Source organism: Pseudobacillus badius, from assembly GCF_002189605.1.
GTDB classification, from domain to species: domain Bacteria; phylum Bacillota; class Bacilli; order Bacillales; family Domibacillaceae; genus Pseudobacillus; species Pseudobacillus badius.
The window spans coordinates 556,553-569,857 of sequence record NZ_MWMM01000002.1 but is presented as its reverse complement, the minus strand read 5'-3'; the positions used below and the strand labels follow the sequence as shown (position 1 = coordinate 569,857).

Genomic DNA, 13,305 nt, shown 5'->3' with positions numbered 1-13,305 from the left:
GGGGATTTACATGTCAAAAAAAGTATTAGTATTGGGAGAAGTACGTGACGGAGCGTTAAGAAATGTTTCTTTTGAGGCCGTAGCTGCAGGAAAGAAAGTAGCTGAGGGCGGTGAAGTAATCGGGGTGCTTATCGGAGAATCCATCAGCGGGCTGGCGGACCAAATGATTCATTACGGAGCTGACCGCGTGGCGGTAGTGGAGAATGAAAAGCTGGCGCAATATACTTCTGACGGCTATTCTCAAGCACTGCTTGCCGTTGTTGACCGAGAAAATCCGGAGGCCATTATTTTTGGCCATACCGCACTTGGCAAAGACTTATCTCCAAAAATTGCGTCGAGGCTTCAGGCGGGACTAATTTCCGATGCAACAGCTATTGAAGAAGACGGCGGGGACATTGTGTTTACTCGTCCGATTTATTCGGGAAAAGCATTTGAAAAGAAAAAGGTGAGCGCAGGTCTTGTATTGGCCTCTGTACGCCCGAACAACATCGCACCGCTTGAAAAAGATGAGTCTCGTTCGGGGGATGTCTATCCGGTAAATACAGATATTAAAGATATCCGCACGATCATTCAGGAAGTTGTTCGCAAAACAGCGGAGGGTGTGGATTTGTCAGAAGCAAAAGTGATTGTGGCCGGCGGACGCGGCGTGAAAAGCGAAGAGGGTTTCAAGCCGCTGCAGGAGCTGGCTGATGTCCTAGGCGGAGCGGTCGGTGCCTCCCGCGGTGCGTGTGATGCTGATTACTGTGATTACTCACTGCAAATTGGACAGACAGGAAAAGTGGTAACACCGGATTTATATATTGCCTGCGGAATTTCTGGGGCGATTCAACACTTAGCCGGCATGTCTAACTCTAAGGTGATTGTGGCCATTAACAAAGATCCGGAGGCAAGCATTTTCAGTGTCGCTGATTATGGAATTGTCGGCGATTTGTTTGAAGTCGTTCCAATGCTGACAGAGGAGTTTAAAAAGCTGAAAGTAGCTACTTCTTGACAGAGGAAGAAAAGCCGGTGCTGTGAATAGCACCGGCTTTTTTATTTGCTGCTTATTCACCTATAACAACGATTGAAAAAGAATGGAAATTGAAGAGTAAATGTCTTGTAAACGGGAAAAACAAAATGTGAAGCAAAAAATTAGCATCCGATTCTGATCGATGCTATACTGACCATAGTATATGTAACTTTAGGAGGTTTTTTTATGGCGATTGTAAAAGCGACTGATCAAAACTTTAACGATGAAACAGCTAGCGGTCTTGTGCTGGCAGACTTCTGGGCACCGTGGTGCGGTCCTTGTAAGATGATTGCTCCTGTACTGGAAGAACTTGATGCAGAGTTAGCAGACAAAGTAAAGATTGTTAAAATTGATGTAGATGAAAACCAAGAAACAGCTGGAAAATATGGCGTAATGAGCATCCCGACGCTTATCTTGTTTAAAGACGGCCAGCCTGTTGATAAAGTAATCGGTTTCCAACCGAAAGAAGCATTAGCTGAATTAGTAAACAAACATGCTTAATTGAATGACAAAAAAACCGTCTTCTGTCTCAGGCAGAAGGCGGTTTTTTGTCAGAAAGCAATGGTTTTGCAGGCTGAGTCCGTCAAGGAGGTGGAAAAATGAATTCAACGATTAAACATAAGCTGGCCCTGCTTCCGGATCAGCCGGGCTGCTATTTGATGAAAGACCGGCAGGGAACAGTCATTTACGTTGGCAAGGCAAAAGTATTGAAGAACCGGGTTCGCTCCTACTTTTCCGGTTCGCATGATGCAAAGACACAACGGCTCGTCGGAGAAATTGAGGATTTTGAATATATCATTACCTCATCTGATCTCGAAGCGCTCATTCTGGAATTAAATTTAATTAAAAAGCATGATCCAAAGTACAACATCATGCTGAAGGACGACAAGAGCTATCCGTTTATTAAGCTGACAGCAGACAGGCATCCGCGGCTGATCATTACGAGGAAAGTAAAAAAAGATAAAGCCAAATATTTTGGCCCGTACCCGAACGCCTATGCCGCTAACGAGACGAAAAAGCTGCTTGACCGTTTGTATCCGCTTAGAAAGTGTATAAACTTGCCGGATCGAGCGTGCCTTTATTACCATATGGGTCAATGCTTGGCACCTTGTGTAAATGAAGTCACAGAGGAGCAATATAAGGAAATGACGCATGAAATTGCCCGGTTCCTCAACGGGGGGCATCACCAAGTAAAAGAACAATTGACGGCAAAGATGCTTGAAGCGGCGGAAAAGCTAGAGTTCGAACGGGCAAAAGAGTATCGTGATCAAATTGCTCATATAGAGGCAACGATGGAAAAACAAAAAATCAATACCACCGATTTCACTGACCGGGACGTATTCGGCTACGCGGTGGATAAGGGCTGGATGTGTGTGCAGGTGTTTTTCATTCGCCAAGGGAAATTGATTGAGCGTGATGTGTCTTTGTTTCCAATCTATGATGAGCCGGAAGAAGAATTTTTAACCTATTTAGGCCAATTTTACGATCAGCCCAACCATTTTAAGCCAAAAGAAATTTTATTGCCGGGGAAAGTGGATGAAGTTCTGGCTGAACAGCTCATTGAAGTGAAAATGCTCAAGCCGCAAAAAGGCAAAAAAAAGGAGCTTGTAAATTTAGCCGTCAGCAATGCCCAAGCCGCTTTGGCAGAAAAGTTTGCTTTGATCGAGCGTGATGAACAAAGAACCATTAAAGCGGTTGAACAGCTTGGCCGGGCAATGAATATCCATGCGCCGCTCAGGATTGAAGCCTTCGATAATTCTAATATCCAAGGAACAGACCCGGTGTCAGCAATGGTCGTATTCATTGATGGAAAGCCGGCTAAAAAAGAATACCGCAAATTTAAAATTAAGTCCGTACAAGGCCCGGATGATTATGGCTCCATGCGGGAAGTGATTCGCCGCCGCTATAGCCGCGCTCTAAAAGAAGGGCTGCCGCTTCCGGATTTGATTATCATCGACGGCGGGAAGGGACAGGTGGAGACGGCCAAAGATGTCTTGCTCAATGAATTAGATTTGGATATCCCTATCGCCGGTCTTGCCAAAGATGAAAAGCATCGGACGTCGCAGCTTTTGTATGGGACCCCTCTTGCTGTGGTGCCGCTTTTGCATAATAGTCAGGAGTTTTATTTGCTGCAGCGCATTCAGGATGAGGTTCATCGCTTCGCCATTACTTTTCACCGCCAGTTGCGAGGGAAGGGGACCTTTCAATCAATTTTAGATAATATTGCCGGGGTAGGGCCAAAGCGTAAAAAGCAGCTGTTAAAGCATTTTGGTTCTGTCAAGAAAATAAGAGAAGCGACAAAAGAGGAATTAAAAGCAATCGGTATTCCAGAGAATACAGCTGCCGAAATTTTGGAGAGGCTGCAGGAGAAATAAAAAAGAGGCTGTCCGAATGAAGGGAACTCATGCGGTAAAGGACAGCCTCTTTTAGCTCTTCTTGAGTTTTATTCCCACTTTACAGTCAGCATCACTTTTTTTGCCCGTTTTTGAATATCTACTATAGATTCGGCTTCCGTCTGTTCATGGGAGGAAATTTGTTCAGCTAAGAACCCGCTCTCAAGAGAGAAGAAAGGCTCGGATTGAACAGAGAATCTTCTTTCGATAAAAGGACCGCTTATTTCAAAAGTCTTTTCCCGTTTGGCCTCTTTCGAAAGAGTGAGCGTTCCCCAGCCGGCTTCTTCAAAAAAAGAAACAAGCTCCTCAAAGCTTTGGCAAGGAAATTTTCTGGCCAGCGACTTGCCTGCCCAGTAGAGAATCGATTCGGCTTCTTTTCCGAGAACGTCTGTTAACAGGGAGTCCCTGATTAATTCATAACCAAAAATAGGCACAGAGAGGCCTTGTATTTCTTGTTGGTCAAGTTGCTTTGTCAATTTCATCCCCACTTTCTGATATCCATTATATACAACAGTTGGAAGAGAAAAAAGGAATTTATTCAAAAGATATTGTGATATAATAAAAGTGAAATAAATCAGAAATGAAAGCCGCATTTTCACAGGACCAGCGGCTGAAAAAGAGCCGCCGCATCCTTGACGCTTTATAGGGATGGGAGTAAAATGGTCTTGTCACAAAATAGTTATAAGTATGAAGCTTTGCCGAAAGAAACGATAATTTGTCGGATGCTTCAAGATTAAGGGGGGTAAAACATGGCTGACAACCGAGAATTTTTTTATCGCAGGCTGCACTCATTGCTTGGTGTCATACCTGTAGGGTTGTTTTTAACACAACACTTAGTCGTAAACCACTTTGCAACAAAAGGCGAGGAGGCATTTAACAGAGCCGCTGGCGTGATGGAAGGATTGCCATTCCGTTATTTATTGGAAACTTTTGTTATCTTTCTACCATTGTTATTCCATGCTATTTACGGATTGTATATTGCTTTTACAGCAAAAAACAACGTTGGCAGATTCGGTCATTTCCGTAACGTAATGTTCTTCCTGCAACGCGTGTCCGGTGTGATCACGCTTGTGTTTGTTGCATGGCATGTATGGGAAACGAGAATCCAAGCGGCGCTTGGTGCCGAAGTAGACTTCCATATGATGGCGGATATACTTTCTAATCCGTTAATGGTTGGTTTTTACATAGTAGGTATCGTTTCCACTGTCTTCCACTTTGCTAATGGTCTATGGTCTTTCAGTGTAAGCTGGGGAATTACAATTTCTCCTCGCTCACAACGCATTATGACGTACATCACAATGGTTGTTTTCGTTGCGCTTTCTGTTGTAGGAATTCGCGCAATTCTTGCGTTCGTATAAGTAAGTAGTTGAAATCAGTTCAGTTTGGATTTGGGAGAAAAAGGAGTGAGTCTCAATGAGTAATGGAAAAATTATTGTAGTCGGCGGCGGATTAGCCGGGTTAATGGCTACAATTAAAGCGGCAGAAGCAGGAACACAAGTTGACTTGTTTTCTCTAGTTCCGGTTAAACGCTCCCACTCTGTGTGCGCGCAAGGCGGCATTAATGGTGCGGTTAACACGAAAGGTGAAGGAGATTCACCTTATATTCACTTTGATGACACAGTGTACGGCGGGGACTTCCTAGCGAACCAGCCGCCAGTTAAAGCGATGACAGAAGCAGCACCTGGCATCATTAATTTGATGGACCGGATGGGGGTTATGTTTAACCGTACTCCAGAAGGTTTGCTTGATTTCCGTCGTTTTGGCGGTACACAGCATCACCGGACAGCGTTTGCCGGAGCAACAACAGGCCAGCAGCTGTTATATGCGTTGGACGAGCAAGTTCGCCGCTTTGAGGTAGCAGGACTCGTTACTAAGTATGAGGGCTGGGAATTCCTCGGTGCTGTTCTTGATGACGAAAATGTTTGCCGCGGGATTGTAGCACAAAACTTGCGCGATATGCATATCCAGTCTTTCCCTGGAGATGCCGTAATCATGGCAAGCGGAGGCCCTGGTATCATTTTCGGTAAATCGACAAACTCGATCATTAACACTGGTTCAGCTGCTTCTATCGTTTATCAGCAAGGTGTTAATTATGCAAACGGAGAATTTATTCAAATTCACCCGACAGCGATTCCTGGAGACGATAAGCTTCGTCTGATGAGTGAATCAGCGCGTGGAGAAGGCGGACGTGTTTGGACGTATAAAGATGGGAAGCCTTGGTACTTCCTTGAAGAAAAATATCCGGCATACGGAAACCTTGTACCACGTGATATCGCTACACGTGAGATTTTTGATGTGTGCGTAAATCAGAAGCTCGGCATTAATGGCGAGAACATGGTATACCTTGATCTTTCTCATAAAGATCCGCATGAGCTGGATGTTAAACTTGGCGGCATCATCGAAATTTATGAGAAATTCATGGGTGAAGACCCTCGCAAAGTACCAATGAAAATCTTCCCTGCTGTTCACTATTCAATGGGTGGACTATGGGTAGATTATGAACAGCAAACAAACATTCCTGGATTGTTTGCCGCTGGTGAGTGTGATTATTCACAGCATGGCGCGAACCGCTTAGGAGCTAACTCTCTTCTATCTGCTATTTACGGAGGAATGGTTGCCGGCCCGAATGCGGTAAAATACATTCACGGATTAGAAAAATCAGCGGATGCGATTTCTTCCTCTGTTTTTGATAAACATGTGAAACAAGAAGAAGCAAAATGGAACAATATTATATCGTTGGATGGCAAGGAAAATGCCTACTTGATTCATAAAGAGCTTGGCGAGTGGATGACAGCCAACGTAACAGTTGTTCGCTACAACGAGAAGTTAAAAGAAACAGACAATAAAATCGTTGAATTATTGGAGCGTTATAACAACATTAACATCAACGATACAGCCAAATGGAGCAACCAAGGAGCTGCCTTTACGCGCCAGTTGAAAAACATGCTTCATCTTGCCCGTGTAATTACAATCGGCGCTCTGAACCGTAATGAGAGCCGTGGAGCTCACTATAAACCGGAATTCCCAGATCGTAATGATGAGGACTTCCTGAAAACAACAATGGCAACGTTTAAAGGGGAGAACCAAGCTCCTGGCTTCCATTATGAAGATGTAGATGTTTCCTTGATCCCTCCGCGTAAGCGTGATTATACGAAGAAGAAGGAGGAGAAATAAAGATGAGTGAGAATAAAACAGTTCGCTTTATGATTACTCGTCAAGACACAATGGATTCGGCTCCGTATGAAGAAGAATTCGTTCTCCCATATCGTCCGAATATGAACGTTATTTCAGCGCTCATGGAAATCCAGCGTAACCCAGTGAATGCGAAAGGTGAAAAAACAACACCAATTTCTTGGGATATGAACTGTCTTGAAGAAGTGTGCGGTGCTTGTTCGATGGTTATCAATGGCAAGCCGCGCCAGGCTTGTACTGCTCTGGTTGACAAATTGGAGCAGCCGATTCGCTTGGCACCAATGAGCACATTCCCGGTTGTCCGTGATTTGCAGATTGACCGGGAGCGCATGTTTGATTCAATGAAGCGCATTAAAGCGTGGATTCCAATTGACGGTACGTACGAACTAGGACCTGGTCCGCGCATGCCGGAAAGAAAACGCCAATGGGCTTATGAGTTATCTAAATGTATGACTTGCGGTGTTTGTCTTGAAGCGTGTCCAAATGTAAACAGCAAATCAGACTTTATTGGACCTGCGTTCATTTCTCTAGTTCGCTTATTTAATGCTCATCCGACAGGTTCAATGAATAGAGACGAACGACTAAATGCGTTGATGGGTGACGGCGGTCTGCAAGATTGCGGAAACTCTCAAAACTGTGTGCAAGCATGTCCGAAAGGAATTCCTTTAACGACATCTATTGCAGCGATGAATCGCGCAGCTACGGTTCAATCATTCCGTAACTTCTTCGGAAGCGACCATCAAGTAGATTAATTGTTTCCAGCCTTCAGCTGCTTTAGCTGGAGGCTGTTTTTTTATAGGATAAAGGGGGAGCGAGTGATGAAAAAGCTTTCGTATATTCACGATTTTAAGCTGTGGGAGAAAGAATTCGACTTTTTTCATTCAATAAAGGTCCGTTTTTCAGAGACCGATATGTTTGGGCATTTAAATAATACAGTTCCATTTGTTTATTTTGAAGAAGCCCGGATTGAGTTTTTAGGCGCGAGAGGCTTGCAGCAGGAATGGTTAAGCGAGGCGAGTGAAGTGATACCGGTTGTCGCTGATTTGCAATGTGACTTCCTCGAACAAGTTTTCTTTGGGGACATACTGTCAATTGGCGTAAAAGTAGACAGCTTTGCCCGCTCCTCTTGCGACATACATTATAAAGGAACAAAGCAAGATGGAAGCGTTTGCTTTGTCGGCAGAGGAACACTTGTCCAAGTTTCCGCGATAACAGGAAAGTCGGTGCCGTTTACAGAGGCGGCAAGAGAGAAGTTGCTCGGTTCATCAAAAGTTTGACTCCAAAATAAAAATGACAAGGAATTTTACAACTTTGCTGTCAATTCCTTACTCCCTCACATATGATAGCGTAACGGCCGTTCCGTTGATTAAGTGTTGAGAAGCTGGCGGAAGCGAGGAGGGTACATGTCAAGTGAGGGAGCATCGCTTTGATCGTAAACCGCTATTAACAAAGAGAGAAAAAGAAGTGTTTGAATTACTCGTGCAGGATCGAACAACGAGAGAAATTGCGGAGGAACTATTTATCAGTGAAAAGACGGTCCGCAACCATATCTCCAATTCCATCCAAAAGCTCGGTGTGAAAGGGCGGGCGCAAGCAATTGTGGAGTTGCTCAGAATGGGTGAACTAAAGCTCTGACAGAACAGATGGCGGCCGAGAGATCGCCATCTGTTTTATTGTGTCTTCAAGTCCTTAGATGCGCTTTGCCTTGCATTTTATAAGGAAAAAGGTGAAAATAAACAGGTGATGAATTAATAACGGATGTTTTATGAAAAAGGAACGATGAAGTAAGGAGTGCAAAACATGGCAGCAGATTTTGGAGAATCGCTCGACGTGGTGGCGGATATCGAAAAAGAATTACGGTACATAAACGGCATTATTAAACAAAAAGGCCGGGAGATATTGAGCGATTATAAAATTACTCCACCCCAGTTTATTGCCTTGCAGTGGCTATTTGAAGAAGGAGATATGACCATTGGCGAGCTATCGACAAAAATGTTTCTAGCTTTCAGCACAACAACAGACCTAATTGACAGAATGGAACGAAATCAGCTTGTTGAGCGGGTAAGAGATACGAATGATCGCCGGATTGTGCGCATTCATTTGCTGAAAGAAGGAGCGAGCATGATTGAAGAAGTGATAAAGAAGCGCCAGCTGTACGTCGAGCAGATTTTACAAAATTTCAGTGAAACGGAAATATTATCTTTAAAAAGCAACCTGGAGAAAATGCATCAGGAAATGAAAGTAAAATGAGGCGAGAAAAGTGAATAGACCGATCGGTGTAATTGATTCGGGCGTCGGGGGGCTGACGGTAGCTAAAGAGATTATGCGCCAGCTCCCGAACGAAACGATTTACTATACGGGAGACACTGCCCGGTGCCCATATGGCCCAAGACCGGCCGAGGAAGTAAAAGCATTTACATGGGAGATGACCCGTTTTTTAATAGAGAAAGAGATTAAGATGCTCGTTATCGCGTGCAATACAGCTACCGCCGTTGTACTGGAAGAAATTCAAGCAGCGTTACCCATCCCGGTGCTCGGAGTGATTCATCCAGGAGCGAGAGCGGCAATTAAGCAGACAAAAAATGATCAAATTGGCGTGCTTGGCACGATTGGTACGGTTCGAAGCGGAGCCTATGAAAAGGCGCTTACCTCTATTAATAAAAAAGCCGTTGTTACTTCTTTGGCATGCCCTAAATTTGTTCCGCTTGTCGAGAGTGGAGAATATAAAGGCTCAATGGCGGAAAAAATTGTGAAAGAAACGCTCACTCCGCTGAAGGGTACAAAAGTAGATACGGTCATTTTAGGGTGTACGCACTATCCGCTGCTGGAGCCTATTATAGCTAAAGTTCTTGGAGAGCAGGTGCAGATTATTAGTTCAGGAGAAGAGACTGCCCGCGAAGTCAGCGCTATTCTTGATTATAAAAAGCTATTGGCGAAAGAAACGGCCCGTCTGCCGCATGTTTTTTATATGACTGGTTCACAGGAGTTGTTTTACGAAATTGCTTCTGATTGGCTAAACGAAAAAGAGTTACACATTGAAGCGATCCGCTTAGGCAACTAAGCGGTTTTTTTGCGTTGCTTACTTCTCAAGGAGAGATGTAAAGCAAGCTCCTGCTGCCATGCAAAGAAAGCGCGGTTATTGGCAAGTAGAGCTGCAAGATAAGAAGATTTGTCCAAGCTGGTTCTAACTTTCCGAAACACCCGTATATTTAGTACAAACAGTTTTAGGAGGGGTAGTTATGCGAAAGAAGAAAACGGCAGCAGCGGCAGTGATCTTAATTTCTTCTGTTTATACAGCAGGCTGCGGATTATGGCCTGAGGAGAAAAAAGAAAAAATTGATCCTCCGCAATCCGTCGTTTATACGGACAATCTATCCGGAGAAGAAGGACAAAAAACAGCGCAAAATAAAGATATGGTTATGACGGAACTGTATTTAATTGATAAAAACGGTTATGTTGTTTCTCAAACAATGCCGCTTCCAAATACCAAAAGCCTGGCCAAGCAGGCCGTCGAATATCTGGTAGCTGAGGGACCCGTATCTAATCTCATTCCAAATGGTTTCCGTGCTGTATTGCCAGCTGGTACCCAAGTTAAAAGTGTGGATATTAAAAAAGGAACGGCAACCGTCGATTTTTCGCCTGAATTTAAAGAATACGAGAAGGCAGATGAAGGCAGGATTGTTCAGGCACTTACTTGGACGCTCACTCAATTTGACTCTGTGAAACGGGTAAAGATGCAAGTGAACGGACAAACGCTTTCGGAAATGCCCGTTGGCAAGATGGCGCTGGCTGAGGACGGAACGACGCGGCAAGCAGGGATTAACGTGGATGCCTCCGGTGTCGTTGATCTTGCTGACACAAGGGCGGTAACTGTTTATTATATGGCTCAAGAGGGAGAAGGATATTATTATGTTCCGGTTACCAAGCGTGTAAGCAACGAGGAGCAAGATCAAATTACTGCAATTGTTAAAGAACTGGCCAAAGGGCCTCGTGCCGGTTCGGGTCTTGTGACAGAGTTTTTGCCGGAGGCGGAGCTGCTGGAAAAGCCGGTTATGAAAGAAGGACGAGTCACGCTTAATTTTAATGAGGCGATCCTTGGAAGCTTTGAAAATAAAATGGTGTCCGAGCATATCTTGAAATCGCTGGCTTTGTCGCTTACTGAAGGAACAGAAGTAGAGAGCCTTGCTATTCAGGTGGGGGGCAACTCTAATATCACGACAGAACAAGGCAAACCGTTAAGCAGTTCGGTGACGCGTCCGGACGTGGTAAATCCGGTTGATTTATGAACAACCCCGTTATATTCGACAGAGCGTATATGTAAGTAAATTCCCTTATAATCATCTATCTAACCGTCTGCTGGCAGGAGGCTTAGATGAATGATTTCTTTTTTATGTCTGAAAGAAAAAATGCTACTATAAGAAGATGCTAAGCAAATGAAACCACGGAGGGAATTATCATGAGATTTGATGGAAGACAAGCCGATGAGCTTAGAAGTGTACATATTGAAACCGATTATTTGAAACATCCGGAAGGTTCGGTGCTGATTCAAGTTGGCGATACAAAAGTGATTTGTACAGCCAGTATTGAGGATCGGGTGCCTCCGTTTATGAGAGGGAGCGGAAAAGGGTGGATTTCAGCAGAATATTCCATGCTGCCAAGAGCAACAGGTCAAAGAAATATTCGCGAGTCCTCCAAAGGAAAAGTATCCGGGAGAACGATGGAGATTCAACGTTTAATCGGCCGTGCCTTAAGAGCTGTTGTGGACTTGGAAGTGATCGGTGAGCGGACAGTCTGGATTGATTGCGATGTTATCCAGGCAGATGGCGGCACGCGCACAGCTTCAATCAGCGGAGCGTTTGTTGCTCTTGCCATTGCATTGAATAAGCTGTATGAAGAAAAAGAATGGGCAACCTTCCCGGTTACTGACTTTCTGGCAGCGACAAGCGTGGGAATCGTCCCGGAGCATGGGCCTGTGTTAGACTTAAACTACATGGAGGATAGCCAGGCTGAAGTCGATATGAATGTTGTTATGACTGGCAGCAATGAATTTGTAGAACTGCAAGGAACAGGAGAGGAAGCTACCTTTTCCATTGCTGAGCTGCAGCAGCTTCTTGAGCTCGCGCAAACTGGAATCACCAGCTTGTTCGCTGTTCAATCGGCAGCCCTTGGCGAAATCGCTGGAAGAATCGGCAGAAAGCCAGAAGGAGAGGCGGAATGAAGACGGTTATTATCGCAACAAAAAACAAAGGGAAAGCCAAAGAGTTTTCGAGCTTGTTTGCTGATTACGGAATCGAAGTGAAGACGCTCCTTGATTATCCGCTGTTGCCGGATGTAGAGGAAACAGGCAAGACATTTGAAGAAAATGCGATATTAAAAGCAGAAACGATAGCGGAGAAGACCGGAAAGCTTGTCATTGCTGACGATTCAGGGTTAAGCATTGATGCGCTTGACGGCCGGCCAGGCGTCTACTCAGCTCGGTATGCAGGTGCTGAAAAAAGTGATGAAGCCAATATTGAAAAAGTGCTTGCTGAGCTTAAGGGAGTGCCGGCAGACAAGCGGACCGCCCGCTTTCATTGTGTACTGGCTGTTGCCCGCCCCGGTGAGAAAACAGTCACAGTTACGGGCGTATGCGAGGGCAAAATTACGTTAGCGAAGCAAGGAACAAACGGCTTTGGCTATGATCCGATCTTCTTTGCAGAAGAGTTCAACAAAACAATGGCCGAGCTGAAACCGGAAGAGAAGCACAGCATCAGTCACCGGGGGAAGGCGATGAGAAAGTTGGGCTGCATGTTATCGGAATTGATTGGCGGTGAGGCAGGATGAAGGTGTTGGTAGTGAGCGATAATCACGGCTGGGGCGATATTTTGACTGAATTGCGGGAGCGTTATGAGGGAGATATGGATGCGTTGATTCACTGCGGGGACTCGGAATTGCGGGCCGATGATCCGGCAATCCAAGAGTATTTCATTGTGAGAGGGAACTGTGATGTAGAAGAGGAGTTTCCTTACGATGTCGTGGAAGGTGTCGGCGGCAGAAGGATATTTATTACTCACGGACATCGCTACAATGTAAAGACGTCGCTGATGAAGTTGACGTATAAAGCACAGGAGTATGAGGCTGATTTCGTCTTTTTTGGCCATACCCATATGGTCGGCGCAGAAAAAATAGGTGAAACCATTTTCTTAAATCCCGGAAGCATCGCGATGCCAATTGGACGGCGGGACAAAACATATGCAATCGTAGAAGCAAATAAGCAGCAAGCTGCGATTCGTTTTTTCGATGACGAGCACCGTGAATTAACGGAGTTAAGCTGTACGTTTTCATTCGATTCGGTGTCCTAAAGGAGGATAGCCTGAAAAACGCTGGCTAGTTGTTTTTCAGGCTGCTCTTCTGCTAAAGTAAAAAGAGCCGTTCTTTTTATACAGTAAAAGAAAAAAATCTCAAAAATGCATTGACAATATTTAAGTAAGTTGTTATTATAGTAAATGTCTTACATAACTGCTTTTTGCGAGTAGATAAGCAATATGTCCCAGTAGCTCAGCTGGATAGAGCAACGGCCTTCTAAGCCGTCGGTCGGGAGTTCGAATCTCTCCTGGGACGCCATACATAATTCAACTAACCTTTCAGGCAATCGCCTGGAAGGTTTTTTTGACATCCATCTGCAGGTTTCTATCTGCTTTTCAATTGCGGGAAAGAATCTGCCTCTCGCTT

At 44.7% G+C, this 13,305-nt stretch carries 15 protein-coding genes and 1 tRNA gene; 15 read left to right on the top strand and 1 reads right to left on the bottom strand.

Annotated elements, in window-relative coordinates:
* Positions 1-10: 10 nt before the first annotated feature.
* The 3 genes from B1A98_RS05985 (at position 11) to uvrC (ending at position 3,384) form a co-directional block, all read left to right on the top strand.
* Positions 11-991 carry an electron transfer flavoprotein subunit alpha/FixB family protein gene (locus tag B1A98_RS05985; protein ID WP_063385431.1) on the top strand — a complete coding sequence of 327 codons (981 nt, stop codon included), beginning with the start codon at positions 11-13 and terminating at the stop codon, positions 989-991.
* Positions 992-1,195: 204 nt separating this feature from the next.
* Positions 1,196-1,510 (top strand): thioredoxin, encoded by a 315-nt coding sequence (gene trxA / locus B1A98_RS05980; protein ID WP_041097600.1) that lies wholly within the window; start codon positions 1,196-1,198, stop codon positions 1,508-1,510.
* A gap of 98 nt (positions 1,511-1,608) precedes the next feature.
* Positions 1,609-3,384 carry an excinuclease ABC subunit UvrC gene (gene uvrC / locus B1A98_RS05975; protein WP_063385432.1) on the top strand — a complete coding sequence of 592 codons (1,776 nt, stop codon included), beginning with the start codon at positions 1,609-1,611 and terminating at the stop codon, positions 3,382-3,384.
* A gap of 68 nt (positions 3,385-3,452) precedes the next feature.
* On the opposite strand, the gene B1A98_RS05970 is transcribed toward uvrC, so the two are convergent.
* Positions 3,453-3,884: a YslB family protein gene (locus B1A98_RS05970; RefSeq protein WP_063385839.1), complete on the bottom strand. Its 432-nt coding sequence runs from the start codon at positions 3,882-3,884 to the stop codon at positions 3,453-3,455.
* A gap of 267 nt (positions 3,885-4,151) precedes the next feature.
* Between B1A98_RS05970 and B1A98_RS05965 the strand changes: the two genes are divergently transcribed.
* From B1A98_RS05965 to B1A98_RS05910, 12 genes are all read left to right on the top strand, one after another.
* On the top strand, positions 4,152-4,760 hold the full coding sequence (locus B1A98_RS05965; RefSeq protein ID WP_041097594.1) for a succinate dehydrogenase cytochrome b558 subunit: 609 nt from the start codon (positions 4,152-4,154) through the stop codon (positions 4,758-4,760).
* Positions 4,761-4,815: 55 nt separating this feature from the next.
* A complete protein-coding gene (gene sdhA, locus B1A98_RS05960; protein ID WP_041097592.1) occupies positions 4,816-6,576 on the top strand; it encodes a succinate dehydrogenase flavoprotein subunit in 1,761 nt (586 codons plus the stop codon).
* 2 nt (positions 6,577-6,578) lie between these two features.
* Entirely contained in the window at positions 6,579-7,346 is a 768-nt protein-coding gene (gene sdhB / locus B1A98_RS05955; protein WP_041097590.1) for a succinate dehydrogenase iron-sulfur subunit, read from the top strand.
* A gap of 66 nt (positions 7,347-7,412) precedes the next feature.
* On the top strand, positions 7,413-7,871 hold the full coding sequence (locus B1A98_RS05950) for an acyl-CoA thioesterase (protein WP_063385433.1): 459 nt from the start codon (positions 7,413-7,415) through the stop codon (positions 7,869-7,871).
* A 133-nt stretch (positions 7,872-8,004) separates the two neighbouring features.
* A complete protein-coding gene (locus tag B1A98_RS05945; RefSeq protein WP_041097586.1) occupies positions 8,005-8,229 on the top strand; it encodes a helix-turn-helix domain-containing protein in 225 nt (74 codons plus the stop codon).
* A 165-nt stretch (positions 8,230-8,394) separates the two neighbouring features.
* Positions 8,395-8,844 (top strand): MarR family winged helix-turn-helix transcriptional regulator, encoded by a 450-nt coding sequence (locus B1A98_RS05940; RefSeq protein ID WP_063385434.1) that lies wholly within the window; start codon positions 8,395-8,397, stop codon positions 8,842-8,844.
* Positions 8,845-8,854: 10 nt separating this feature from the next.
* Positions 8,855-9,655: a glutamate racemase gene (gene racE, locus B1A98_RS05935; protein WP_063385435.1), complete on the top strand. Its 801-nt coding sequence runs from the start codon at positions 8,855-8,857 to the stop codon at positions 9,653-9,655.
* A 178-nt stretch (positions 9,656-9,833) separates the two neighbouring features.
* Positions 9,834-10,880, top strand: a complete 1,047-nt coding sequence (locus tag B1A98_RS05930) for a GerMN domain-containing protein (protein ID WP_063385436.1) — start codon at positions 9,834-9,836, stop codon at positions 10,878-10,880.
* A gap of 170 nt (positions 10,881-11,050) precedes the next feature.
* On the top strand, positions 11,051-11,812 hold the full coding sequence (gene rph, locus B1A98_RS05925; protein ID WP_063385437.1) for a ribonuclease PH: 762 nt from the start codon (positions 11,051-11,053) through the stop codon (positions 11,810-11,812).
* Positions 11,809-12,417 carry an XTP/dITP diphosphatase gene (locus B1A98_RS05920; protein ID WP_063385438.1) on the top strand — a complete coding sequence of 203 codons (609 nt, stop codon included), beginning with the start codon at positions 11,809-11,811 and terminating at the stop codon, positions 12,415-12,417. The genes rph and B1A98_RS05920 overlap by 4 nt, the downstream gene beginning before the upstream one ends.
* Positions 12,414-12,935 (top strand): metallophosphoesterase, encoded by a 522-nt coding sequence (locus tag B1A98_RS05915; RefSeq protein ID WP_063385439.1) that lies wholly within the window; start codon positions 12,414-12,416, stop codon positions 12,933-12,935. Before B1A98_RS05920 ends, B1A98_RS05915 begins: the two co-directional genes overlap by 4 nt.
* 185 nt (positions 12,936-13,120) lie before the next feature.
* Positions 13,121-13,197: transfer RNA gene (locus B1A98_RS05910), tRNA-Arg, on the top strand.
* Positions 13,198-13,305: the final 108 nt, after the last annotated feature.